At 58.7% G+C, this 23,367-nt stretch carries 18 protein-coding genes and 2 pseudogenes; 10 read left to right on the forward strand and 10 right to left on the reverse strand.

The window, feature by feature from the left end; translation table 11 throughout:
* Nucleotides 1-317: 317 nt before the first annotated feature.
* From FQ755_RS18210 to FQ755_RS18245, 8 genes and pseudogenes are all read left to right on the forward strand, one after another.
* Nucleotides 318-605 carry a hypothetical protein gene (locus tag FQ755_RS18210; RefSeq protein ID WP_260858676.1) on the forward strand — a complete coding sequence of 96 codons (288 nt, stop codon included), beginning with the start codon at nucleotides 318-320 and terminating at the stop codon, nucleotides 603-605.
* Between the two features lie 237 nt (nucleotides 606-842).
* Nucleotides 843-1,505 carry a response regulator transcription factor gene (locus tag FQ755_RS18215; RefSeq protein ID WP_144156232.1) on the forward strand — a complete coding sequence of 221 codons (663 nt, stop codon included), beginning with the start codon at nucleotides 843-845 and terminating at the stop codon, nucleotides 1,503-1,505.
* 513 nt (nucleotides 1,506-2,018) lie between these two features.
* The gene (locus FQ755_RS18220; protein WP_144156233.1) at nucleotides 2,019-2,207 is read left to right on the forward strand and encodes a hypothetical protein; all 189 of its coding nucleotides are present in this window, start codon (nucleotides 2,019-2,021) and stop codon (nucleotides 2,205-2,207) included.
* A gap of 234 nt (nucleotides 2,208-2,441) precedes the next feature.
* Nucleotides 2,442-3,083, forward strand: coding sequence for a lipocalin family protein (locus FQ755_RS18225; RefSeq protein WP_144156234.1), 642 nt, complete (start codon nucleotides 2,442-2,444; stop codon nucleotides 3,081-3,083).
* 957 nt (nucleotides 3,084-4,040) lie between these two features.
* Nucleotides 4,041-4,220 (forward strand): annotated as a pseudogene (locus FQ755_RS18230) (hypothetical protein); the annotation flags it as partial.
* A 217-nt stretch (nucleotides 4,221-4,437) separates the two neighbouring features.
* Nucleotides 4,438-4,863 carry a hypothetical protein gene (locus FQ755_RS18235; RefSeq protein WP_260858689.1) on the forward strand — a complete coding sequence of 142 codons (426 nt, stop codon included), beginning with the start codon at nucleotides 4,438-4,440 and terminating at the stop codon, nucleotides 4,861-4,863.
* Nucleotides 4,864-5,290: 427 nt separating this feature from the next.
* A complete protein-coding gene (locus FQ755_RS18240) occupies nucleotides 5,291-5,941 on the forward strand; it encodes a BON domain-containing protein (protein WP_144156235.1) in 651 nt (216 codons plus the stop codon).
* A 42-nt stretch (nucleotides 5,942-5,983) separates the two neighbouring features.
* On the forward strand, nucleotides 5,984-8,209 hold the full coding sequence (locus FQ755_RS18245) for a copper-transporting P-type ATPase (protein WP_260858677.1): 2,226 nt from the start codon (nucleotides 5,984-5,986) through the stop codon (nucleotides 8,207-8,209).
* Nucleotides 8,210-8,837: 628 nt separating this feature from the next.
* On the opposite strand, the gene FQ755_RS18250 is transcribed toward FQ755_RS18245, so the two are convergent.
* The 7 genes from FQ755_RS18250 to FQ755_RS18280 all read right to left on the reverse strand — a co-directional run bounded on the left by FQ755_RS18250 (nucleotide 8,838) and on the right by FQ755_RS18280 (nucleotide 17,777).
* Nucleotides 8,838-9,995, reverse strand: coding sequence for an asparaginase (locus tag FQ755_RS18250; RefSeq protein WP_260858678.1), 1,158 nt, complete (start codon nucleotides 9,993-9,995; stop codon nucleotides 8,838-8,840).
* Between the two features lie 124 nt (nucleotides 9,996-10,119).
* Nucleotides 10,120-11,721 (reverse strand): bifunctional aspartate transaminase/aspartate 4-decarboxylase, encoded by a 1,602-nt coding sequence (locus FQ755_RS18255; RefSeq protein ID WP_144156236.1) that lies wholly within the window; start codon nucleotides 11,719-11,721, stop codon nucleotides 10,120-10,122.
* 23 nt (nucleotides 11,722-11,744) lie between these two features.
* The gene (gene aspT, locus FQ755_RS18260; protein ID WP_144156237.1) at nucleotides 11,745-13,454 is read right to left on the reverse strand and encodes an aspartate-alanine antiporter; all 1,710 of its coding nucleotides are present in this window, start codon (nucleotides 13,452-13,454) and stop codon (nucleotides 11,745-11,747) included.
* 686 nt (nucleotides 13,455-14,140) lie between these two features.
* A complete protein-coding gene (locus FQ755_RS18265; protein ID WP_144156238.1) occupies nucleotides 14,141-15,304 on the reverse strand; it encodes a porin in 1,164 nt (387 codons plus the stop codon).
* 432 nt (nucleotides 15,305-15,736) lie between these two features.
* Nucleotides 15,737-15,928 carry a carboxymuconolactone decarboxylase family protein gene (locus tag FQ755_RS38695; RefSeq protein WP_186308576.1) on the reverse strand — a complete coding sequence of 64 codons (192 nt, stop codon included), beginning with the start codon at nucleotides 15,926-15,928 and terminating at the stop codon, nucleotides 15,737-15,739.
* 617 nt (nucleotides 15,929-16,545) lie between these two features.
* The gene (locus FQ755_RS18275) at nucleotides 16,546-17,034 is read right to left on the reverse strand and encodes a LemA family protein (protein WP_144156240.1); all 489 of its coding nucleotides are present in this window, start codon (nucleotides 17,032-17,034) and stop codon (nucleotides 16,546-16,548) included.
* 164 nt (nucleotides 17,035-17,198) lie between these two features.
* Entirely contained in the window at nucleotides 17,199-17,777 is a 579-nt protein-coding gene (locus tag FQ755_RS18280; protein WP_144156241.1) for a YSC84-related protein, read from the reverse strand.
* A gap of 1,119 nt (nucleotides 17,778-18,896) precedes the next feature.
* Here FQ755_RS18280 and FQ755_RS38210 point away from each other — a divergent pair.
* Nucleotides 18,897-19,226: pseudogene (locus tag FQ755_RS38210) on the forward strand (AarF/UbiB family protein); the annotation flags it as partial.
* A gap of 97 nt (nucleotides 19,227-19,323) precedes the next feature.
* Nucleotides 19,324-20,481, forward strand: a complete 1,158-nt coding sequence (locus FQ755_RS18285; RefSeq protein ID WP_260858681.1) for an ABC1 kinase family protein — start codon at nucleotides 19,324-19,326, stop codon at nucleotides 20,479-20,481.
* A gap of 222 nt (nucleotides 20,482-20,703) precedes the next feature.
* Here FQ755_RS18285 and FQ755_RS18290 read toward each other — a convergent pair whose 3' ends face one another.
* The 3 genes from FQ755_RS18290 to FQ755_RS38700 all read right to left on the reverse strand — a co-directional run bounded on the left by FQ755_RS18290 (nucleotide 20,704) and on the right by FQ755_RS38700 (nucleotide 23,366).
* Nucleotides 20,704-21,627 carry a DUF2950 domain-containing protein gene (locus FQ755_RS18290; protein ID WP_186308578.1) on the reverse strand — a complete coding sequence of 308 codons (924 nt, stop codon included), beginning with the start codon at nucleotides 21,625-21,627 and terminating at the stop codon, nucleotides 20,704-20,706.
* Between the two features lie 80 nt (nucleotides 21,628-21,707).
* Nucleotides 21,708-22,919: a DUF3300 domain-containing protein gene (locus FQ755_RS18295; protein WP_186308579.1), complete on the reverse strand. Its 1,212-nt coding sequence runs from the start codon at nucleotides 22,917-22,919 to the stop codon at nucleotides 21,708-21,710.
* Nucleotides 22,920-23,189: 270 nt separating this feature from the next.
* A complete protein-coding gene (locus tag FQ755_RS38700; RefSeq protein WP_222105752.1) occupies nucleotides 23,190-23,366 on the reverse strand; it encodes an ABC transporter permease in 177 nt (58 codons plus the stop codon).
* Between the last annotated feature and the right edge of the window lies 1 nt (nucleotide 23,367).

Below are 23,367 nucleotides of genomic sequence, written 5' to 3' on the forward strand. Positions count from 1 at the left end.
AGTCGCTTGCGTCATACGGCGCAGATCCGGGATCAGAGACGCACGGTGAGTTGCGTTGACGCATATCAACAGAGCGTTTTGAAATGCGTTCACGATTGGCTTGGAGTCGTGCACCTGTAATCTGTCCCGAGGGCAAGGGCGGGCAGTGAAGCCGGTTTGCTGGCACCTTTGCAGGGAGCCCCGGCGCATTCCGCCTGATCTGTTGCGGCGAGAGTCTGGTGGTGGGGCTACTACTGGTGCAGTATCCGCGATCGTTACCGGGCGACGTGTTATTTCCGGACGCAAGACTCTTGAGGAGGCGATCGATGGGGATCGGAATGCAGGTCGAGTACATTGGCCTGGCCAAAACGGGTCATATGGAGGCGGAGGCGGGAGTTCAGCTCGTGCGGCTGGCGGAATTCGCGCGGCACATCGGCGACTGCCGTCTGGCCATCGCGGCGATCTACGACGGGCTGACGCATTTTGCCTACGAGGTGCGGCTTCATGTGGTGACACGGGCGGGTGAACTGATAGATGTGGGGAACTGCATGCACTCCGATTTTATCGAGGCGATGCGCGGCGCCTTCGATCTGGCCGTGAATGAACTGTCACGCTGGCCAGGCTAGCTACGCACTCCCTTGACTATCGGACGACCGCCCCTCGGTGCCGGGCAGTGGTTTTACGGAAAAACTTACCGCGCACATAGCTGACCCGACATACGGAGCACACTGCGAGACACCACCCCTGATAGCCGTCCGGTGTCGTATCAGTTGGCAACCGCTGAATTAAGTGTAACAAACAATGCTTGACGCCCGATTTCAGAGGCGCATTCTTTGGGGGTTTGTCCTTTCAAAGGGGTTACCATGATCAAGGTGGTGATCGCCGACGCTCATGCCGTAACGCGTAACGGCGTGCGCCACGCGCTCGAGAGCGCCGGTGGGTTTGAGGTGGTGGGGGAGGCCTGCGACGGTGAGAGCACCCTGACGCTTGTGTGCTCGACCGATGCCAGCATGCTGGTATTGGGGCTGACGATGCCTGGCATCCACGGTATCCCGCTCATCGGGCTGGTCAGGGAGAGGAATCCATCGTTACGCATCCTGGTCCTGACCAGGCACTCTGAGGCTGCTTATGCTGCCCGGGCGTTCAGGGCGGGAGCATCCGGATTTGTCAGCAAGCGCAGTCCGGCTGCAGATCTTGTCGTGGCTGCGGCAAAGGTTGCATCCGGCGGAATCTATATCAGCCTCGCGGTGGCCGAACAGCTCGCGCAGCGTTTTGACAGATCGGCGAATGCGTTGCCCCATCAACTGCTGTCCGACCGCGAACTCGACGTCTTTCTCCTCGTCGCAGTGGGGGAGGCGGTCAGCGCGATAGCCCAAACGCCTGGTGTGAGCGTAAAGACGGTCAGCACGCACAAGGCGCGTATTTTCGAGAAGACCGGCCTGCCAAATGACGCTGCGCTGGTGCGCTACGCATTCGACCATGAGCTGGTTGTCGACGATGGGAAGGGAGACCTGCCCGGTCGTTGACAGGTGCGCCGGCCGGACCTGTGAAAGTGACGCAGGTAGCGGCTAGAGCGAACTGAGCAAAAAGGCATTGTTTCTACGGAAAGGACATACTCCAGTCCCCTGGTTCTAGCATGCTTCCGCCTGAGCTAGAACTTTCAGCCGGCCCGCGCCGGCTTTTTTTTTCGTGTGCAGATGATTGCCAAGCCCGGAGTTGCACCGGGTGATGCTTACGAGGAACATGCCCCGGATCATGGCGCAGTTCTTATCCGAAAAGTCGAGCATACGGGCGCACGCTCACTGCCGTGCTCAACGGCCTGTACAAGCAGGCACTGATTCATCGTGCGCGCGTGACTGTCAAGCTGGCGACGCTGGAGTGAGCGGCCTGCTTCAACCATCATCGGTTGATGGAACGCTTGGCTATATCCTGCCCGCTGAAGCTGACGAAAACGTTTACCGCCAATTCAGTAATATTGCTGCTCTGTCGGTATCAACTTAAGCTAACCAACCTTCATGATCCCCGGGCGGTCCACGTAAATGTCGATTACACATAAGCCGATGAGCCGGATGTCCTCGCTCGCGTTGTGGTGGGCGATTCGGCGCAACGACGAATCGCCGCCGAGTGCAGCCATGTTGCCGGGAATCTCGCTGGCCGTGACCAGGTACATGCCTGACGGGCTAGGCGAATGCATCGTCGGGGAGCATTACTACGTGGCTTTGAACTAATAATTAGCTATCCTAATTATATTGCATTGGTGCCCGACTGTCAGTTTCGCGATCAGGGAGTCATGCTATCCTTAATCCTGCTGCATTTGATTTGGCTTTGACAGTTTATAGCGCCTCCCACTGTCTCTGGAAGAGACTCCCTAACGGCTTCGAGGTGTATCAAAGGAAAAGTCGCCTGGAGATCATTCAGCTATTGAGCCCCTTCTGTCGAGAAATCTTTTGAGGACAATCTGCATGGCGAAACAGATTGCTGGTGACATACAGGGAGACGCTTCTCGTCTGATCCTGACGGGCGCGTGCGCGTTTCTGCTTTTCATTTCAGGCTGCGCCGCCGAATTTCGCGATAAACAAACAGCGGCCAGTACGGTCATAAGCGCTGCGCCAGTCGACCTGCCTCGCTACATGGGGCGCTGGTACGTTATAGCGAACGTTTCATACCTGAACGAGCGCAATTACGTGGGGAGCTACGAGAGGTGGACACTTCTGCCCGACGGAAAAGTTGATGATGCTTATTTCGGTCGTCTCTTTGACTTCAACCACCCCGAAACCGGGGGTGCGCTGGACGCGATGGTTGTCAGCGGAACGCAGAATGCGGAATGGCGAATCCGGCTATTTTGGCCAATGGACGTGGATGTGGTGACGGTGTACGTTGATGCCGACTACCAATACACGATTCGTTGCCTTCCCGACAAGAGTCTGATATGGATCCTTTCACGAGACTCGAATATCAGCGATATAGCTTACGCTTCGCTGCTTTCGCGGTTAAGGGTGATGGGATTCGATACGTCCCGGATCAAGCGTGTGCCCCAGCGTCCTGAGCAAATCGGCAAACCAGGATTTCATGTGCCGCAGCATCGCGATGGCTTGGTCCAGTGAGGATCGGCCGGTAGGCATTGGGCGTCCGCTCGGTTCACGTCCCCGGATACGCGCCCGAATGGTACATACTGCGGCGACGCTGCGCGATCTGCTCACGATGTGTCCGCGCGAATGAATTTTGAGGCCTGAGATCGGCACGAGTTAGTCGGAGACAGTTTTCCCGCTGTTGATCGAGAAACCCGAACGGCTCGGTTTCGAGTGGCCGGTGGTAATGGCCCGCCCGCGGTGCTCACGCCCATGCTGCAGGTGATCTGGAGATGGATGACCAGCGACATCTCGATGAAGGCGCGGACCGGCGATAGGGCAAAGCCCACGCCTACCCCCAATGGCTGGCGCATTCGGGCTTACCCCCGGCTGCGCAGCCGCTGGTAACTGTGAAGCTGGCCTATGCCATGGCGATATGGGCGCGTGGTTGCCTCTGGTTGAAACTGGACACGGAGGCGATGCGCACGCTGCTGATCTTTTCTGAGCCTGGTGTTGGCCGGCCAGATAACCGGTCTTGTGCTGCGCGCGCGTAACCACGTCAGGCATTCGCGCGCAGAGCCCGTGCTGTGAGCGGCCTCAACGGCAGCGGCGGTGGCCTTCATCTTTGTTTGGATGGTTGGTTCATGACGTCGCAACTTGCCTGGATGATACTTATGCTCTGTGGCGGGCGCCTCAGCGCGAGCCCGACGCTGCACGCAGCGAAAGCCGCCATGCTGCGGGGCTACCCGTGGGCCACGGAGAAGAGTGCGCGGCCTGACAACCGGAAAGCTGGTCGGGAAGGGGTTTGATTACCGGGGCCGGCACGCTGATCCCCGCCGTGCCAATCTCATGGAAAGGCACGTCAGTTGCACGCAGGCCGCCTTCATCGCGAACACGCGGCAAAGACACACGCGGCGAAGACGGATCACAGACGTTGCCTATGTCGGACATCCGGATCTGCGTACCGCCTCCTTCCATACGTTTGTCGCGGCGGCCATCCTGGGTGCGATCCAGCATCTGGCCGGCATGAAGGACTCGAAGGTGATCCAGGCGATCAACAAGGACCCGGAAGCACCGGATTTCAGCGTCGCCGATCGCGGTCTGGTAGGCGGTTATCTCGCGCCGGAACCGGTTGCGGACTTGCCGCGATGGCGGCTGAGCGTATGCGCTTGATATGAACGATGGATAGCGCATCGAAAACGGCGCTCGGGAGAAGGAATATTGGACCGGGCAGGCCTGTCACGCAACGTGAGCTATAAACGCGCCGCGCGGTTGACCTTGGTCAATTCCGGAGACGAACCTGCACGTAAAGTGGCCCCACGAATTGTGCGCTGATCGAGCTGACATGAAACGTATCCGCCCGCCGATTGCTTTGACCATGACCGGGACCGTGTTCTTGCTGACGGCGGTCAGTCTTGCGTCCTGCACCACGGCAAACCAGATGATCGCGTTCCGGAATAGCGAAACGCAGCTTCAGGAGGCGCGAGAACAGGCTTGGGTGACCTGTAGTTCACGCGCGGTGTGCGATCAGATATGGAACCGTACGCGCCTTTACGTGGAGCGCTACTCGAGAACGCCGATCAGCCGCCTCAACGATTCGGTGACGGAGACAGAAACGCCCCACGAATTCGGTATCGCCTATTTCTGGGCCGAACGGGCCACCGATGATCGCGGCACAACGACAATCCGGTTGAAGGGCATATGCCGCGGCATGTACGCGAGCGATGGCGATCCGGCATGGATGTACGGAACGTGCGCAGACCAGATCAGGCGCGCGGAGATGAATTTTCGCAAGGTAGTCGGCGAAGTGGAGTGATGTCTATGGCGCCCCGGCGCGGCCGGTTACCCAGTCTAACTGGACGGGTGTGTTTCCTCCGGGCTGCTTACGATCTTGTTCTGCCGGCCAGGTCCGAGGTTGCCGCGCTTTGAATAGAGCCCTGAAGCCTGCGGCAATTGCGCTTGACCTATATCAAGCCAGCCCGCGCCGCGCCGCGTAGATTGGAGTTCGTGTTGTCATCTCTCATGTGGGGTCAGACGTTCTCATCAAGGACGGCATTGTGCATCTGTGGGGCGTAATCGAGTCAGAAGAAGGGCGGCGCACGATTTGGGTCACTGCGGAGAGCGTGCTGGGGGGCGAGGAAGTCAAGGTGGACGTCTGTTGTGGGATCGCTCGGGATGTGCAGGTTTGCACAGGATATGGTTACGCTCGGACAGATGACCGCTCGAAATGACAGGAGAGTGCAATGAAGACGGACCAGCAGTTGCAACAGGGCGTCAGAGACGAACTGGCATGGGATTCTGCCGTTACCGTCTCGGATATCGGCGTCGAAGTAAAGGACCGTATTGTCACGCTATCGGGGCATTGTGGGAGCTACGCGGAAAAGCTCGCCGCCGAGAAGGCCGCGCAAAGGGTTGCGGGCGTCAGGGCGGTGGTTGTCGAACTGGATGTTCGTTTCCCGCACGACGATGTACGAACCGACGAAGACGTTGCGACAACTATTCGCTCGATCCTGAAGTGGACGGTCGGACTATCGGAGGACGCCGTTCAGGTGCAGGTTGAACATGGGTGGATCACGTTGAGGGGAGAGGTTGACTCGGCTTATCAGCGTTATATCGCGGCCCGGACGATAAGCCACCTGCGCGGTGTGACGGGCGTATCGAATCTTATCGAGGTCCGTGGAGAAGCGGCAGGGGAGGAGATTGGGAACAAGATCCGCGGTGCATTAATGCGCCATGTCGAGCGAGAGGCAAATCATATTGCTGTGAGCGTGCGCGACGGCACGGTGACTTTGACGGGCAAGGTCGGATCGTACGCAGAGCGGAAAATCGCGCGTGGCGTGGCATGGTCGGCCCCCGGTGTGCGAGCAGTAGACGACGATCTGACGATCGGCTAGCAGTGCCGCTTGCACCATATGACGCATCGTGGAGGGTCTCTGATGTCCGACTCGCACGTCCAGACCCCACGCGACCTGGACCCCTTGCCTGAGGATCTGGACGGAAGCGGCCCAGGCGTCATCTACACTTGCCCGATGCACCCGCAGATACGGACGTCAGCGCCGGGTGACTGTCCAGTTTGCGGCATGGTGCTCGAGCCGGTCATCCCGCTCGTGAATGAAGAGCGGAATGTTGAACTCGAGTCGATGACGCGTCGCTTCTGGTTCGCGCTCGCTCTTTCTTTACCGTTGCTGGTGATGACCATGGGTCCCATGGTCTCGTCTTTCGACCTTGGCGTCATCGTGAACCGTATCGGTGACCACCTCGCTCTGCCACGCTGGATACACGCATCCTGGGCGCAATGCGTTCAGGCGGTACTTGCTACGCCGGTAGTCCTGTGGGCCGGCTGGCCGTTTCTCGAGCGGAGCTGGAAGTCGTTCCGGACATGGCAACTGAACATGTTCAGTCTTGTCGGACCAGGCATTTCCGCCGCTTATTTCTTTAGCCTGTTTGCATTGTTCTTCCCGAATACCTTACCGCAAGCGTTCCGTCGCGGGCATGAGTTGCCGCTCTATTTCGAAGCGGCGTCAGTGGTTGTCGCGCTGGTCCTGCTGGGGCAGGTGCTGGAGCTGCGTGCGCGTTCACGTACTTCCAGCGCCATCAAGGATTTGTTGAATCTGGCGCCGCATACGGCGGTCCGCGTGAAGGCCGATGGAATGGAAGAAACCGTGCCGCTCGAAACCGTTGTGATCGGCGATACGCTTCGTGTCAAGCCGGGTTCGAGGATTCCCGTCGACGGGGTTGTCATGCACGGGCGCTCGAGCGTGGACGAATCAATGATTACCGGGGAGTCCATTCCCCTGGAAAAAGTCGCAGGCAGCAAGGTGACGGGCGCCACAGTCAATCAGACCGGTACCTTCCTGATGCGTGCAGAAAAGGTGGGGGCCGATACGCTGCTGGCAACAATCGTCCGGATGGTCGCCGAAGCGGGGCGGTCTCGCGCCCCAATCCAGAAGCTGGCCGACCAGGTGTCGGGCTGGTTTGTGCTTGCCGTCATTGCCGCTGCCGCGGTTTCGTTTCTGGTCTGGGCATTAGTCGGACCTGTGCCTGCGCTTGCCAATGCGATGGTCGTTGCCATCAGTGTTCTCATCATCGCCTGTCCGTGTGCACTTGGACTGGCGACTCCGGTGTCCATCATCGTGGGGATTGGCCGAGGCGCGAGGGAAGGCGTTCTCGTCAAGGATGCGGAAGCACTCGAATTGATGGAGAAGGTCGATACCCTGCTGGTCGACAAGACGGGCACGCTGACTGAAGGAAGACCTCTTGTGCAAAGCGTCGTTGCTTTGTCCGGTCAGTTGGAATCTACGATTCTGGGTTATGCCGCCGGGTTGGAGAGAGCCAGCGAGCATCCTCTGGCACAGGCAATCATGACATATGCGCAAGGGAAAAAAGCCCAGACGAGGCCCGTTGAGGCGTTCCGTGCAATCGTCGGCAAAGGGGTAACTGGCCGGATTGACGGTCACGTCGCATTGCTGGGTAACACGGCCCTCATGGCCGATGCCAAAGTTGATTGCGCTGTCGCGACAGCAAACGTGAACCGGCTACGCGAAGCCGGCCAGACGATCATGTATCTTGCGATCGACGGGAGGCTTGCTGGTTACATCAGTGTGGCCGATCCGATCAAGGCAACCACACCGCAGGCCGTTCGGCAGCTACAGGCCTCGGGTTTGCGCATTATCATGCTGACAGGCGATAGCCCTGTCACTGCTAACGCCGTGGCCAGAACACTGGCGCTCGATGGCGTCAAAGCCAGCGTTCTCCCGCAGGACAAATACAGGCACGTTCAGGAACTTCAGCAACAAGGGCATATCGTTGCGATGGTCGGCGACGGCGTCAATGATGCGCCGGCACTTGCGCAGGCTAACGTGGGCATCGCAATGGGTACCGGAACCGATGTGGCCATGAACAGTGCGCGCGTGGTGCTCGTCAAGGGCGATCTGCGGGGTATCGCAAGAGCCCGTGCGCTGAGCATCGCGACGATGAAAAATATTCGCCAGAATCTGTTTTTTGCGTTCGCGTACAACCTCATTGGAATTCCTCTTGCAGCCGGGGTACTGTACCCGTGGCTGAGCATTTTGCTGAGCCCCGTTATCGCGGGTGCAGCAATGGCATTGAGTTCCGTGTCCGTCATAGGTAACGCTCTGCGCTTGCATGCCGTCAGGATATAGCAGCGCAAAGGCAAGCTCTTCCTCAAAACTGGAATGAACTCACTGCTGCCTTCCAGAGCGCGCTGCGAGACTATCTTGCCGATGGCGCCGACGTCTGGCGGGAAGGAATGGGACTCACGGCACAGAGTCAGAAAGATCTGGGCAGCAGCGTGCAAGATGGGCTTAAGGCCCGGCAACCGGGCTGGCAATCGGCATGGTTCGAGCAGTGGTAAAAGGTCGCCGGGACAAACCCGCTGGGTGCGCTGGTGCGCGACTGGATCAGCAGTTTCAGGCGTGCGGTAGCGGGTGTCGTGGACGGCAACACGATATCTCATCCTGCGACTCAGCCCGTTCGCGGCGGTTCGTCCGCGACAGATACTAAAGTACGTGTTGCCAAGGGAGACCAGCACGTCGCATGAACGCATCGCGGCGACCTGTCGTATGGAAGGCTTGGGCGCTTGCCAGGAGCGGCGCCTTCGCAACGCCAGGGTACACCTTTGAATAAGACATGAAACACGGGATGATGGGATGTTTGTTTTGCTGGGGCGCCAGGAGAAACGGCATCACCGTCTCGCGTGGTATAGCCGCATCGACCCGGAAAATCGCCTCTATTTCGACTTTCCGGTGTCCGGTGCTGGAAATGATGGCCTTACTGTGTCGCGACAAATGCCTGCTGCACGCTCGCCGGGGAGGTGACGCCATTGGCGATAAGCAACTGGGTCAGAATGCGTGCTTTCTGAGGATTCAGATCGAGCGAAACAACAAAGCCGTTCTTGTCGTCATCAACCTCTACGTTTCTGTTGACGAATCCTGATCCGACACGTGTTGAACGAACGACGACGATTCCTTTTTGAGCGGCCCGCGCAAGCGCATCCAAAGCCTCCTTCGATGTATTGCCGTCGCCGACGCCCGCCAGCACAATTCCGCGTGCCTTGTCGGAAATAGCGTGGTCAATCTGCAAGGCGTCCATATTGCTGTGTCCGTAGACCATTTCCACGCGCGGTAACTGGTCGCCGGCGGGTAGAGTCAGTGTCTGCGCGTGCTGCCCAGACTGTCCGGTTACGAAACGCACACTGGCCGGATCGACATAGCCGATCGGCCCTGTATCGGGCGAACGAATGGTTTCTACGCTAGTGGTATTGGTTTTCGTGGCCCAACGTGCGCTTTCGATCCTGTCGTCCATTACGATCATGACGCCGCGGCCCCGCGCCTGTGTGCTTGCGGCTACTTCGACCGCTTCATACAGATTGGCCGGCCCGTCTGCACTGATGGCCGTGGATGGCCGCATGGAACCTACCAGTATGATCGGCTTGTCGATGTGCAGGACCTTATCCAGAAAGAATGCTGTTTCTTCTATCGTATCGGTACCGTGCGTAATGACAATGGCATCTGCTTCATCGCGGTCGGATATCTGCTGGATCCGGCGTGCAAGCTGGAGCCATACCTTGTCATTCATGTCCTGCGACCCGATCGATGCAACCTGCTCGGTGCTCAGCCGTGCGAGTTTGTCGATACCGGGAACCGCCTGAACCAGTTGCTGTGCGCCTATGCTGCCTGCGTTATAGGCATTTGCAGCACGAGAATCGGCCTGCCCGGCGATGGTTCCACCGGTGGCGAGAACGATGACGCGAGGCAAGCCGGCGGTGGGGGCGGTTGCAACATCCGTGGCTACGGGCGTGGCGGATGCAGGTTCTGCCGCATGCGCAGGCGGACCATACAGGCATACGGCGGTCACCAGACTTCCGCCTATCAACATGGCTTTCATTTGCTGGTTTAAAAGCGCCTTGAAGCTGATCGCGTTTTGCATGATTGAATTCCTATTTTTAAAATAGTTAGTTATATTGATTATGTGATGAGCGCGCGGGTCAGAAAAATAGGTTCCCTGCTCGGAACATCGGTCCTTCCATGCGCGCCCTTCAATGGCGGATACCCTATTCGGGCGAACCGATTTTTTTGAAGTCCTGGTAATATTCGTCGAGAACCTGGCGCGTAAATTTCCCTATGGAGGCGTATTCACGGTCGGTAAGGTTCGCGAGCGATACACGCGCGGATGTATCGACCACTTCGAATCCGTTTCCAGGCAGTAGTACGACCCCGGTTTCCTGCGCGAGACGGAACAGGAAACTGGTTCCCAGGTCGCTTTTCGCGAACCATTTTTCGAATTCGGGCCCATAGAGCGTGCCGCCCAACTCCTGAAGATCGATCAGGGTGTAGTAGTCAACGTCGTTTGGTGCAGGCGCAACCTTGACACCCATATTTTTGTAGAGTGTGAGATACCGCTGTCGTATCAACTGCTTGGCGGCGTTCTTATAGCGATGCTCGCGGTCCATCAGGCCGTTCAATGCGAAAAGCGCCATTTGAAGCTGTTGCGGCACGGACAGTCCGGCTGTGTGGTTTAACGCTACCGCCCGGCTATCGGCAACCATGCGATCGATAAAACGCAGCTTGCGGGGTTCGGTCGTCAAGGATTCGTAACGCACATCAAGCAGCTTTTTTTGCTCTTCCGGCAACGCGGCCAGTGCCGCATCGAATACATTGTCTTCATGCAGTCCGATGGCGCCAAGACGCCATCCGGTAGCGCCGAAGAATTTGGAAAACGAATAGACGCAGAGCGTGTTGCGTGGACACTTTGCAAAGAGCGAGACGAAGTCGTCGGCAAAGGTGCCATATACGTCGTCGGTGACGATAAAGAGTCCCGGCTTGCGGGTGGCGATCAGGTTGGCCAACCGATCGAGGGTGGCATCGGACAGCTTGGTCGAAGGGGGATTGCTGGGGTTGACGAGACAGAATATCTTGACCGCAGGGTCCAGCAACTTCTCGATTTCCGCCTCGGGCAACTGCCAGTCGGCATGTTCGTCCATCCGGATATCGACGACGTCGAGCCCGTAGTCCGCGAGGACAGGAATCTCCAGATAGGGCGAGAAGATCGGCGTGGCAATCGCTATCTTGTCGCCCGGCTTGATCAGCCCATTTTCACGCAGACTCTGGAAAATGTACGTCATGGCCGCGGTGCCGCCTTCGGTGGCGAATACGGAAAAGTCGCCACTACGCGGTACCGAACCGAACATTTCCTGCGCAAGATAGGCTTTGACGATCTCCTCGGTATGTACGAGCATTCTCGGCGGGGTGGGGTAATTGCAGCCGAGAAAGGCGCTGACCATTTCGAAAAGAAAGGCATCCTGATCAAGTCCGAGTTGATCCTTGACATAGGAAATCGCCGAGCGCAGAAAGCCGATGCCGTCGGTTTTGTCATGGTTGCCGGCATAGGTTTCGAACCTCTGGACAATGCCTTCATGCTCGGGCAAGCCACCGAATCCGCTGTTCAGGTAGGAATATGAACGTTGCGCTTCGAGCAGCGCAAACTCACCCAGGCTCAGGAATGCCCAACGGGGTAGCGTAGCCAGAAAGTTGGGATTGCCTCGTCCTGCGTTCAACATCAATCGCTGGGCATCCGAAGATGCAATTTCTATTAGCTGATCCTTGAGTTCAAATGGGCTCAGATTGGCGAACTGACTGAAATCCTGCTCCGACATGATAGGCCTCGCGTGGGTAATGATTAAAGAATGGCGTTTTTGGTGATGATGCCGACAATGACCGGTCCCCAAAGCGTCAGGAACACGTTGGCGACGGCATAGGTAACGGTGAACGAGACAACCGGGGTGGCGTTGCCGGCCTTCGCCAGCAATGCGGCGAAGGCCGGATTTGCACTACGCCCGCCGGCAACGCACGCCAATGCTTCAATCGGGTTTTTGATACGGAGAACGTAATAAGAGAAGAAGAACGTGATGATCTGCGGAATCAGCGTGACGGCAACGCCGAGGAAAAACAGCGTCAGTCCATACTGCCGGATGGCGACCAGTGCTTGAGGCCCGGCTCCGATCCCTACTACGCCTACAAAGACGGCCAGCCCGAAGTCGCGCAGGAAGTTGGACGCACCCAGCGGTAGCGCTGCAAATTTCGGATGCACGCTACGCAACCAGCCGAACAGCAGGCCGGACAGCAGGCAGCCGCCGCCGCTGCCGATCGAAACCGGAACGCCAAACAGTTTGAATTCGATCATGCCGATCAGGATGCCGACCAGCATCCCTATACCGAAGAAAATGAAGTCGGTGACGGCAGCGGCGGTGATTTTGTACCCGATTTTCGATTGCACCCGGTCGAGGTCCACCGGGCTGCCCGTGAAGTGCAACTCATCGCCGGTTTTCAGTTTGAGCTTGTTCAGCAGCGGCAGATCCCGTCCCATCCGCTTCACGGCGGTCAAAAAGACGCCATGCCGCGTTTCGACGCCGACGTGATCGTGGATTTCGCCGATTTCGCGCTCGCCAAGGGAACGGTTAGTCAGGATGATTTCCCGGTTTTCCTGAACCAGTGAGAGACCCGTTGGCGCCGCGACCTCATGGCCGAAGAAATCGCTGGTGGACTTCATTACATCGACTTTGCCGGTGACCGCAATCTGGTCGCCTGCCTGAATCGTGGTGGCGTCGGTCAGATCGATTGTATTGCCGCCTCGAAAATCGGCTTCCACGGAGGCATCGCCAAGCTCCTTGTCGAGTGCCAGCGCCGTCTTGCCAACCGCCTTGCTATCCGGTGTGACTTCATAGATGCGGGTAGCAATATCCTTTACCGCATTGAACTGTCCGGGTTCGAGTTCCGCGCGGCCTCCGGACATGGCCTTGGCGAGTTTGACGGCCTCCTTGCGGATATCCCACTTCATGATCATCGGCAAGAACCAACTGACCATGATGATTGGTCCGAGCGAACCAAAGATGTAGCAAACGGCGTAGCCCACGGCCACGTTGGTCTGCATGGTCTTGACGAGTGCGGGCGATAGTCCCAGCCTTGCGATCGCGTCGCCGGCCGTGCCGAGAATGGCGGACTGTGTGAGGCCTCCCGCCGCGAGACCCGCGGCCATTCCGCGGTCCAGACCAAACATCCACGCTGCGGCCAGAACGCAGAGCAGGCCGGTCAGGCACATGACGAAGGAGGAAACCAGCTGGTTGAGCGAGCGGCGGTTCAGCGCGTGAAAGAACTGCGGGCCTCCCTGGAAGCCAACCGCGTAGATGAACAATGCAAAGAAGATGTTCTTGATTCCGCTATCGATGTTGACGCCGAGCTGGCCGATGATGACCCCCACCAGCAAGGTCCCGGCAATCCCTCCCAGTACGAAGTTTCCAATCTTGATCTTGCCGACAAGATAGCCCAGGGATATCGTCGCAAAGAGCGCAAGCAACGGCTGGTTGTCGAGTAACTGTCGTAAAAGTTCCATGCTGGTTCCTCAATTGATTTGACATCGTTCTTCTGGTCCATATTAGGCGTCCCAATAACTGGGGTTTGCAATATTAACCAGTCTGGTATTCATATATCGTATTGGTTGATAAATTGCGTTTCGAATGGCGACGATGAAGCTGGAGTTGCCTTATTTCCACAAAAAATAAATTCCTGTTGTTTAGGACGAGTTTCGGATAGGTGATCTGGAAGGCCCATACGGGAACGTTACGCAAACCCTGCTCTAAATGCTATGTCGCAGAATTCCGGCGACACCGGTTCATGAGATATAACCGTTCATGCAGGGAAAGTAAAAATCCTCCCAAACAAACCGTGAAGAAGAAAGTGATTTCACTGTAGGCGTCAACGTCATCTGAAACTTGATTCAGGTCAAATAGCTGTCTGTTGATCGATAAAGAGATGTCTGGTTAGATCTTGGTGTTATATTTAATTTCGTTGACCGGTTCGGGAAATTGGATTAATTCTGTAGTGTTTGGGTGTGGTTGAATTGACTGCGTCGGTATTCCTGTTTCGAATAACCTTTGGGGGAGGTGACGAAGGCCGCCGGGCAAAAGATGGCGAATTCGTGCCCGTTGTCCAGGAGGACCTGCAATGTGCAAATGAGGGAAATTCAACCCGACGAATACAGATGCGCGAGGCAGCGGAAGACGCCGCCTCGCGCGTCGTTCAGAAGCGATGGCGCAGTCCGACTGTTGCCGCAATCTGGTTGTCCGTCGATGAAGGTGCCAGTGTATTGATTACGGCGACGTTTGAGACGGGTACACCTGCGCTGCCGTAGCCAAGGTAACCGGACGCATGCTGGTAGACACCCGCGAGGTACACGTCGGTGCGTTTGCTGAGCGAATAATCGGCCGCGAGTACGAAGGTATGCCATTTCGGATCGGTTGACCCGTTGCCGCTGCCCGTCGCTTTTCCGTCGGTGAAGGTGTATGAGCCGACGAAAGCCACCGCTGGCGTCAGATTGTAGGCGCCGTTGATTTCATAGTTGTCCAGATGCAGATTCAGCCCCGCGACACCGGGAAGGGGTGAACCGCCGCTCGCCATGCTCTGCATGCCGTCGATCTGCGAGTGCGTCCAGACGAAACCGACTTGGGCCGGACCGTATACATAGTTTGCGCCGACGCCGTACGTACGCTGCAGACTCGCGGCGATGCCGATGTTATCGGGCACGGCCCCGCTGGAGTTGAATGTGCCGCCAGACTTGTTCAGTTGCAGGTAAGCAGCGGCGATCTTGAAGGGTCCGTTCTCGTAGGATGCACCGGTGCTCCACGCCCGGTTGTCCGCAAAGCCGTTGGCTTCATTGCTGAAACCATACAGGCCGCCGAAGCGGAAGCCCGCGTAGTCTTCGCTGGTGTATTTGACGGCATTCTTGATCGAGAATGTGGAAGACAGGTTGTCGTTGTCGAAGGGGTGGCCGGCGAGGTTATTACCGTAACCCGCTCCCGCTTCCGACAGCGGCCCCAGATAGTCGACTACTGAATCATACTGACGTCCGAGAGTAAGCGCACCAAACCGGTCGCTCTTCAGACCTACATATGCCTGCTGATTGAACATCGAACCGTCATTTGCGAAGCGGCCGTTATTGAGATTGAAGCCGCTTTCCAGGGTGAAAATCGCCTTCAGGCCACCGCCGAGGTCTTCAGTGCCTCTCAGACCGAAATACGTCTTCGATACTGCACCACTGCCTTGCAGCCAGTCGCTATGGCCAGCCATATTGTTGACGTACACGATGCCCGCATCGAGCGAGCCATACAGCGTCACGCTGCTTTGCGCATGGGCGCTCATGGCGAACGCGCCGATCACACCAGCGACGATAAGAGTCTTCTTCATTTTTAGCTCCGAGGTTTTAAGTAGAGAATCACATCAGTACTCGCGCTTTGCTTGTGCTGGCGGCCTGAATCTGCGACGTCGATCAAGGTTGCGCTATGGTGTCGCAAGGCAGCAGGACGCACGAAGAGTTGCACGGCCCTTGGTCGCCGAGTTCGTACTTACATCACTTGCTTTTTATTCTCGGGGTATCGTTTGGTGGCGCTCTTGACTTGTGTCAAGCAAGGAAAGCTTCCGTTTTTAAAGTGCGACATGTCCCAGACCTGCGCTCCGCGGAAGCAGCGGGCATGCAATCGAGCGGGGCAGGTGGGAGCCATCGCGGCGGCGTACCGGCGTTTTAGTGAGCCAGTCGTGTTGTTGAAACCGCCGGTTTGGCGCACTTACGACAACCAGTTAAACGAACTTGGTTCAGCGTGAATGTGGCACCCCGTGATTTCAACGCAGAGTACGACAGTAGCGAGTGGAATCGCACACCTCGAAGTGCTCGTGTGCCTCATACACGCCGCACGAATACATTATCGTGGGGCCGCCTCCCATCATCGCGGCAACGTCGACCGCTTCCAGAATCTCTTCGCCCGTAGCTCCGCTCTGCAACGCATCGTGCACGCGATCAAACAATCGTCGCATCGTTGGGAGCCCGCAATGGGCAGTGGGATCATTTTATGTGTTTCGACGAGATTGCGACGGGCGACCAGATAACGCACGACCGAGATCCTTCATGGTCGGTTGCAACCGACCATGGCGCTCTGGATAGTTCGCTTCCGTGATCGTCCTCCTTGAATGAATCGACAGGAATCTGGAGAGGTTCCACTCCAGAAGCCTGGCCGAGGGCCGCGTAATCGAGCTGCACCATGATTGCGTGCCCTGACCCGTACGAACAGATGTTATTGAAAAAGGCGTTGACGAATATGTGCGCGGACCAATTGGCATCGTGCAGGTAGCGTCGAAAGCCCTGATAATGTTAACGCTCCCTTGCGCAGGCGAGGATGGATGCACACGAGGCCGATTACGAGAAATGACCCCGGCAAAATAAATAGCGCAATCAATGCAGCGGTCTTGAGCATGATGTCTCCCAGATCATTGGTGAACTTTCGATGCTCCCAGAATAGGTTCAACAAGCCGGGGAAGATTGACGTGGGTCAACTGGAGGAAGTGCATTGGACAGGAAAGGCGTGCCGATCGCAGCTGGGTTGACAGTGCACGCCGGCGCGGCGTTGAGCCCGGGGGCGTGGTTTCCCGACGCTTCATACGCGCATCCGTTCGCGCCTGCTTCGATGTAGTGGAGTGGGCGGTATTGGTGGCCGTTCCAGTTCGGCGAAGACCGGTTTTTGCAGCGTCTTGAGCTTGCCGGGCGCGAGACAGAACGCAAACTCGCTCAGGCGCGCGTTGTAATACAACGCGATGTCGTCGTAGTGTTCGCGGGAGACCGTGATCTCGATTTCAACTGCACGGAGCTCTGTCTTGAGCGCAAGATAGCGTGGGGCATACGCCACCCGCGGATCGCGATCCGATGCATTCAGTAGGCGGGAAAGCGTGAGCTCCAGATAACTCTGTTCGGTGTCGTACCGCGCGAATGTTTCTCGCTGGCTCAACGCATGCACGTTATCAGGCAGAACCGCGACGCGCGCATTGGCATCGAGCGCGGTCGAGAGTAACTGTGCGTCTCGCCTTGCGCCATGCGAATAGCTCGGCAGCCAACGCCGAGCGCTCCCGGCATGCCTCTGCGACGGCAGCTATCGATGCATTGGCATCCGTCTCGTCGACCGGCGGCAACATATGGCTGTTGCCTGTCGCAAGCAACATCAACGCACCGAGTGCCGCGAGCACCGTCTTCATCATGGGTGCCCACCTGCCACAGTTGGTTGGCTTACGATCGATTCTGCAGCAGGCGCTGCGATTACACCGGGGCCTTCGAGAAATGCGTGCCTGTCAGCGACAGGTCAAACATTAGGCCCTCCTTGGTCTCGACGAAGCCTACGATGGAATGGCGAGCCGTATTGGTGTCGAACTTGCCGCTCTCGCCATTCTTGACGAAGGCTACGGATCCATCGACGCCGACCGTCCAGCCCTTGCTGTTGCGGAACCGGTCGAGAGCGTTCTGGGTGAGGAACACTAGAATCACGCTCTTCGATTCGAAACCGAGTTGCGCACCGACGGACGCGGTTCTCGCGTTGTAGTATGTGTTCGGGGTGCCGGGAACGTGCAGGACGCCGCGCCCATATTCGGCACCGAGTATCGCACCACCGGCACGAACGTCTGGAACAATCAGGACGCCCTTTGCGCTGGCAATCAGTTCACGGGTTTCGGGTGACTTGGCATAGAGGTTTTCGAGCGCCGCGCTTGCATCGGTATCTGTCTGCTGCAGCAGTGCTGCGGTGGTCAGTGGTGGTGCCTCGTCCTGCTGGGCGAAGGCGGTGGGTGTAATGGCAGCCGCAGCGACCAGTGCGAGGGCAGAGAGTGCGTGTTTATTGAACATGGCTTGTTCCTCATCGGGCAGAAGGATTGGAGAAGTGATGCGGCCCAGGTGCATCGAATCGAAGCGGACCGCATGTTGTGAGCGAACTCATGAGGGGATTATGTGTGGCGTGTACGGGCTCGCTTTTGACTCATGTCAACCGCGCCGGACGGATTGTCCGACACTACGATGAGTGCCGGTCGTGATAGGCGTCGGACGAACATAGGACCGACGAAACCCGCTGCGAATGTGATGATTGAATGGAGGGGGGCATAGCCCGCACGCTTCATCCGCAATGAGCCACCCATCGGGAGATGCGGCTGTCAAGCATCGATTGCGTACCCGAACGGGCCACACTGCCGACATCGGAGGCGGCCGGAATGGTTTCGACGTCGAACCGGTGCGTAACGATCACGCGATGTGTACCGGGTCAACGACTCGAACGTCGAGTCCTACGTGAACCGCTGGCTTGCCGTCACGATATTCAGCCTGGAACACATGAAGTTGCGCATCGAGTTAGAGGGTGGCGTGCAGCATTCCGACACGGCGCCAGCTAATGGCACAATAGTTGGCAAATCACGCCGACGCGCCGCTCGCTGCTCGTCGCAGGTTTCGACGCCGCAAATGAAAACGGGCGCGGACGAGGAGATCACGCACGGCAGCAGGTGCGGAGAATCCGGGAAATTTGGCCGTGCAATCCTTCTTACGACGCGGACCAGCGCACTGAACCGGACCTGTCCACGCTCGAGGCCGAGATGCATGGGTTAGTCGGGCACGGGATGCCGTGTCGGCGGCCGGATTCCAGACGCGCGGGCGACAATTCCGCGTGACAGTACGAATCCGGGTGCAGGCTGGGTGGCAAGTTGCACAAGCCGCTACGTATCTGCTATGCCCGAATTCTGCGAGACCTTTGGCGGAACGTACCCACTACAATGCCTCCAGGTTCAACGGGGGCAAAGAGGACAGCTTATGCTCTGGGAAGCGATGAGCTCAGTGCGCGACATGGGGCGTCTGCACGATATCGGTGCGATCCTCGTGCGATACGGCTTTGGCGACATGGTGCGCCGGATCGGCCTGGCCGATGCACTCGAGCGGGCCGGTCGCATTCTGCACTGGCGCGACACGAAAGCCTACGTGCACATGCCGCCGCCCGAGAGGGTGCGGCGGGCGCTCGAAGATCTCGGGCCGACGTTTGTCAAACTCGGCCAGGTTCTTGCAACCCGGGTCGACCTGTTCGAGCCGGAGTGGATCGCCGAATTCGGTAAGTTGCAAGACCACGCCACGCCGTCGCCGTGGGAGGACGTTCAGCAGCAACTCATCGAGGACCTAGGCGCGTCACCGGAGACGGTCTTCGCCGGCTTCGACCCGCAGCCGCTCGCTGCTGCATCGATTGCGCAGGTCTATAGCGCCAGCCTGGAAGACGGCACACACGTGGTGATCAAGGTGCGTCGCCCAGGCATTCGCGCTATAGTCGAATCCGATTTGCGCCTACTGGCGCGCGCAACGGAGATCGCCGAGGCGCAGAGCCCCGAGCTGCGAGCTGCGAGCCTTCCGCCCGCGAGAAGTGGTGCGTCAGTTCTCCCAGTCGCTGCGACGCGAACTCGACCTCGCCGAAGAGTGCCGCAATGCCGAGCGCATCGCCGAAAACTTTGTGGGCTACACAGATGTCGATACGCCAGCGACGATGGCGGCGGGGTCGACCTCAGCCACGCAGCCCGTAATTATCATCCCGCGCATTTACTGGTCATGGACCGCCGAACGGGTCTGCGTGCAAGACCGCATTGAAGGCATTCCCGCCAGCGATCTGCGCGCTGTCGAACAGGCCGGGTTGGACCGCAAGCTCCTGGCCCGGCGCGGAGCGTGCGCCGTGCTGAAAATGATCGTCGACGACGGCCTGTTTCACGCCGATCCGCATCCCGGCAATGTCTTCTACCTACCGGATGACCGCCTTGCCTTCATCGATTTTGGGATAGTCGGCCACCTCACCGAAGAGCGCCGCGACCAGTTGTTGAGCCTGCTTTTGGGTGTGTTCAAGAACCAGTCCCGACAGGTTGTCGATGTGTTGCTCGACTGGACTGGCGAGAACGTGACCGACGAGGCCGAACTGGTGCAGGACGTTGACGCGTTCGTCGACCGCTATCGCCACGCGCTGCTCAAACAACTCCACCTCACCGCCATGCTGACCGACCTGGTGGCGATCCTGCGCCAACACCACTTGACGCTACCCCCCGATCTGTCGTTGCTGGTAAAGGCCTTCATCAGTCTGGAGGGCATGGGGCGTGAGCTCGATCCGGAGTTCGATATGGGTCAGGAACTCCTGCCCGTGCTTGAACACGCGGCGCGCGCCCGCTTCATGCCGGCTGCCCTGCTGCGCCGCGGCTGGCGCATGGGTGGGGACACCCTTGCGCTGCTAGCGAGCTTGCCACAGGATCTGTCGCGGCTGCTGCGGGCGGCGCGCCGGGGGCGACTCGAAATCCACGTCGACGTGCCGCGCCTCGTGCAGGTGAGCAATCGGCTGGACCGTGCAGCCAGCCGGCTGACGATCGGCATCGTCGTCGCCGCTTTAATCGTCGGCTCGTCCATTGTAATGACCGTACCCGGTGGACCTACTTTGCTGGGCCTGCCGGTGTTCGGGCTGCTGGGCTTTGCCGGCGCGGTTCTGGGCGGTGTCTGGCTGGTGCTGTCGGCGTGGAGATCCGGTCGGGCGAGTGACGATGGCGCATGAAGCGCACGTCACCGTCGAACAGCGACAGTCATTTAGCGGGCAAAGCGGTGTGTTTGTCGTCACATCAGCAGTTGCGAGCCCGTTTCGAAGCGGTTCCAATACTCCTATCCAGCGTACGGAAAATCGTTGAACGCGAACAGCGACAAACCGCGCTGCGCCCGCTCACGGGTATGCCGGACGTATGGAGCCAGCTGACCGGCACGTCATCCATGCAACGACGCTTCACGGCTTCACAATGCTCCACGTCTGGTCGGGGTTATATTGCGTCATGTGGCGCGCGATGGTGGACGTATTGGGGCCGAGATTCTTTTCGAACACAATGCCGTGCTGGTTCACGACGAACGTCATTACGCCGGAATCTCCGTACTTCGCCGGAAACGCAACCAGCGCAAAGCCGCCGGTGAGATGTCCGTCGACCACGTAGTTGCGGGCGCCGCCGGGTACGTTCTTGCCCTGCCGGGTCAGGATCCTGTAGTAGTAGCCGTCGAAGGCTGCGCGGCCCGCGGCACTCGCCGGGCCGTAACCCTGCGCTTCGGCCTTGGCGACGAGCGGGCCGAGCGGACTTTCTTCGTCACCCGCCGAGCGTTGCCAGTAAAGTCCGTCGTGCATTCCTTCGGTGCTCGCGACACGCTGTGCGTATTCGTGTTGCCCGTTGTCCCGGTGACTCCCGAGTGCGTAATCCCGTTGTGCTTCGACGTAGGCGCGGCAGACCGCTATTGCATTTGTTTCGTTCCTGCCGACTCTGCGATCGACGATCTGTTGCCCGCCTGCCTTGACGTCGAAGGTCCAGTCGGTCCCCTGTCTGACGAGCGGAATCGGATAGGGCCATGCGTCCTTGCCGAGGACAATGACGACTTCCCGCGAGTTGACCGTTTCAAGGTGATGCTCATCGGCGTATGCCGAGGCCAGTTTTTCTCTGGCTACCCGTTCGGCCACTGGATCACCGGAACGGACGAGATTTTCCGCGCCGCGTCCGAATATCGCCAGAAGCGCATCCGGCTTGTCGCTTTGCCATGCAGCGGCCAGCGTGTCGGCGGCCTGTTCGGGCGAAGTGAACCTTCTTCCGTCAGCAAGGGCGTCGGGCGCGCACAGGACGCTGCCGGTCGATACGGCCGAGGCCACGATCAGACTGATCAATCGGCGCATGGATAACACCGGGGCATGGGTTCGGTTTGGGCTGGTCATTACATCCTCGCGGGGCTTGCGCCGGGTTTTGATTACGCTCATTAGCGCCTCCCTCCGCCGCCCGATGGCATCGATCTTGGCGCGGACGAGCGGCCCCCACCGAACGCCGGCATCGAGGACGAGCGGCCCCTACCGAACGCCGACATCGACATACGGCTGGCACGTCCACGGTCAGCGTCGCTCCGGACATCGGCGCCACGACCGAAGGATTCGAATGTCGACGGAAAGCGTGGCTCCGCTGGGGACATGCGGGTCAGCGGCGCCGTGGAGCGCTCGAAGTCGGAGACTGGCCCAACGCCCGTGGGCGGACGGAAATGAGCCTCGCTGTCGGCAGGATATCCACGGAAACTCCGGCGCGCATCGGGCGCACCCATGCTGCCTGCAAACCGGCTCCGCACGCCCGGATCGCGATACGGCACGCCAAGGCGGTGGGACGGGTCATGCGCCCACGCGGTCCCGCCTGGCGGACGATTGCCGTTGAGCCCGGCGAAACGGTCGCGGTCGAGGTCGATCCGGTGCCGCCCCCAGTCGCAGCGGTTCCAGCCCCAGAGCGGCCCGACGATCGCGACACCGACCCAGCCAAAACCGACACCGCCGACGATCACGCCGTCGAAGTAGCCAGGAAAATAGTAAGGCGGAAAAGCGGGATACGCCCACGCACCATAGACATACGCGGGATCGTAGACCGGCACATACACGGTCTCGGGATTGGCCGGTTCGATCGTAATCGCGGGGCCACTCGTTGTGACCACCTGCTGGGCGGTCGAATCCAGCTTGCCGGCTGCTTCAGCCTGCCGGCGAAGGCGCTGGACCGAATCCATGACCGCAGTCTGGTCGGCCAGGAAGGCGTCGCCAAGACGCTCTATCCAGTCGAGATTGCCGTCCATCATGTGCAGAATCTGGGGGAAGGGCACCAGTGATTTTACGCTGGGATCCCACGGCTGGGTTTCGAGCGCGGCCGCCAGTTGAATTCCCGACAGCGCCGCGTTTTGCGGATCCTGAAGCCAGCGATCGGCCTCGACCACTTCGAGCGGATAGGTTGCCGCCATCAGGATCTGGGCGACGAGGGGATCGGGATATAGCGCGATCGGCGCCAACATCTGGTCGAGTTGCGCGAGCGTAAATGGCGCCGTTTCTGGAACCGAAGGAGCCTGCGCCGACGCTAGGCTTTGCCCACGTGCTTCCAGTGCCCCGAAGGTTCCTACGGTCAGGGCCAAAGTTATGGCCAGGACCACTGTCGCCTTTACTTTCATGTTGTAACCCCTAAGCCTCGTCCAGCAACGTGTGCGGCATAACTTGTCATGTATGCCAGTAGGCGCCAGCCTGCCGGCCTCACACTTGATCTGCATCAACGATAGAATCTGATGTGGCGGCAAAGCAGCACCGGTTCAGTTGATAACTTGCGTGCTGCCTGTCCGAATGACACGAGTTCCGGGTTCGTTCCCAGCTATTGAGGTGAGGACGTGCCCTGTCTTTTGAGCAGAGTCGATGCAACGAAGATTGCGAACGTCCTGTTGATTAGATTAGGATAGCTTATTAAATTTAGTCGGGTCCGGCAGGGTGGTAGCATAGCAAGCAGGTGTCACGACGAAGATCGACTGCACGATGCCCGACGTCGTATGCTCTCTGCCCGACTGTGCGCTGCCGCTTGGCCCTTCGAGGCAACTGATACAGGCGATCAGAAACCCGAACACCGGCATC

It is taken from the genome of Paraburkholderia sp. BCC1885, from assembly GCF_900996235.1.
Classification (GTDB): domain Bacteria; phylum Pseudomonadota; class Gammaproteobacteria; order Burkholderiales; family Burkholderiaceae; genus Paraburkholderia.

Coding starts and splice junctions, on each gene's coding strand:
- FQ755_RS18210 (WP_260858676.1), top strand. CDS start 318: ATGCAGGTCGAGTACATTGGCCTGGCCAAAACGGGTCATATGGAGGCG.
- FQ755_RS18215 (WP_144156232.1), top strand. CDS start 843: ATGATCAAGGTGGTGATCGCCGACGCTCATGCCGTAACGCGTAACGGC.
- FQ755_RS18220 (WP_144156233.1), top strand. CDS start 2,019: ATGTCGATTACACATAAGCCGATGAGCCGGATGTCCTCGCTCGCGTTG.
- FQ755_RS18225 (WP_144156234.1), top strand. CDS start 2,442: ATGGCGAAACAGATTGCTGGTGACATACAGGGAGACGCTTCTCGTCTG.
- FQ755_RS18240 (WP_144156235.1), top strand. CDS start 5,291: ATGAAGACGGACCAGCAGTTGCAACAGGGCGTCAGAGACGAACTGGCA.
- FQ755_RS18245 (WP_260858677.1), top strand. CDS start 5,984: ATGTCCGACTCGCACGTCCAGACCCCACGCGACCTGGACCCCTTGCCT.
- FQ755_RS18250 (WP_260858678.1), bottom strand. CDS start 9,995: ATGCAAAACGCGATCAGCTTCAAGGCGCTTTTAAACCAGCAAATGAAA.
- FQ755_RS18255 (WP_144156236.1), bottom strand. CDS start 11,721: ATGTCGGAGCAGGATTTCAGTCAGTTCGCCAATCTGAGCCCATTTGAA.
- aspT (WP_144156237.1), bottom strand. CDS start 13,454: ATGGAACTTTTACGACAGTTACTCGACAACCAGCCGTTGCTTGCGCTC.
- FQ755_RS18265 (WP_144156238.1), bottom strand. CDS start 15,304: ATGAAGAAGACTCTTATCGTCGCTGGTGTGATCGGCGCGTTCGCCATG.
- FQ755_RS38695 (WP_186308576.1), bottom strand. CDS start 15,928: ATGCGACGATTGTTTGATCGCGTGCACGATGCGTTGCAGAGCGGAGCT.
- FQ755_RS18280 (WP_144156241.1), bottom strand. CDS start 17,777: ATGTTCAATAAACACGCACTCTCTGCCCTCGCACTGGTCGCTGCGGCT.
- FQ755_RS18290 (WP_186308578.1), bottom strand. CDS start 21,627: ATGCGCCGATTGATCAGTCTGATCGTGGCCTCGGCCGTATCGACCGGC.
- FQ755_RS18295 (WP_186308579.1), bottom strand. CDS start 22,919: ATGAAAGTAAAGGCGACAGTGGTCCTGGCCATAACTTTGGCCCTGACC.
- FQ755_RS38700 (WP_222105752.1), bottom strand. CDS start 23,366: ATGCCGGTGTTCGGGTTTCTGATCGCCTGTATCAGTTGCCTCGAAGGG.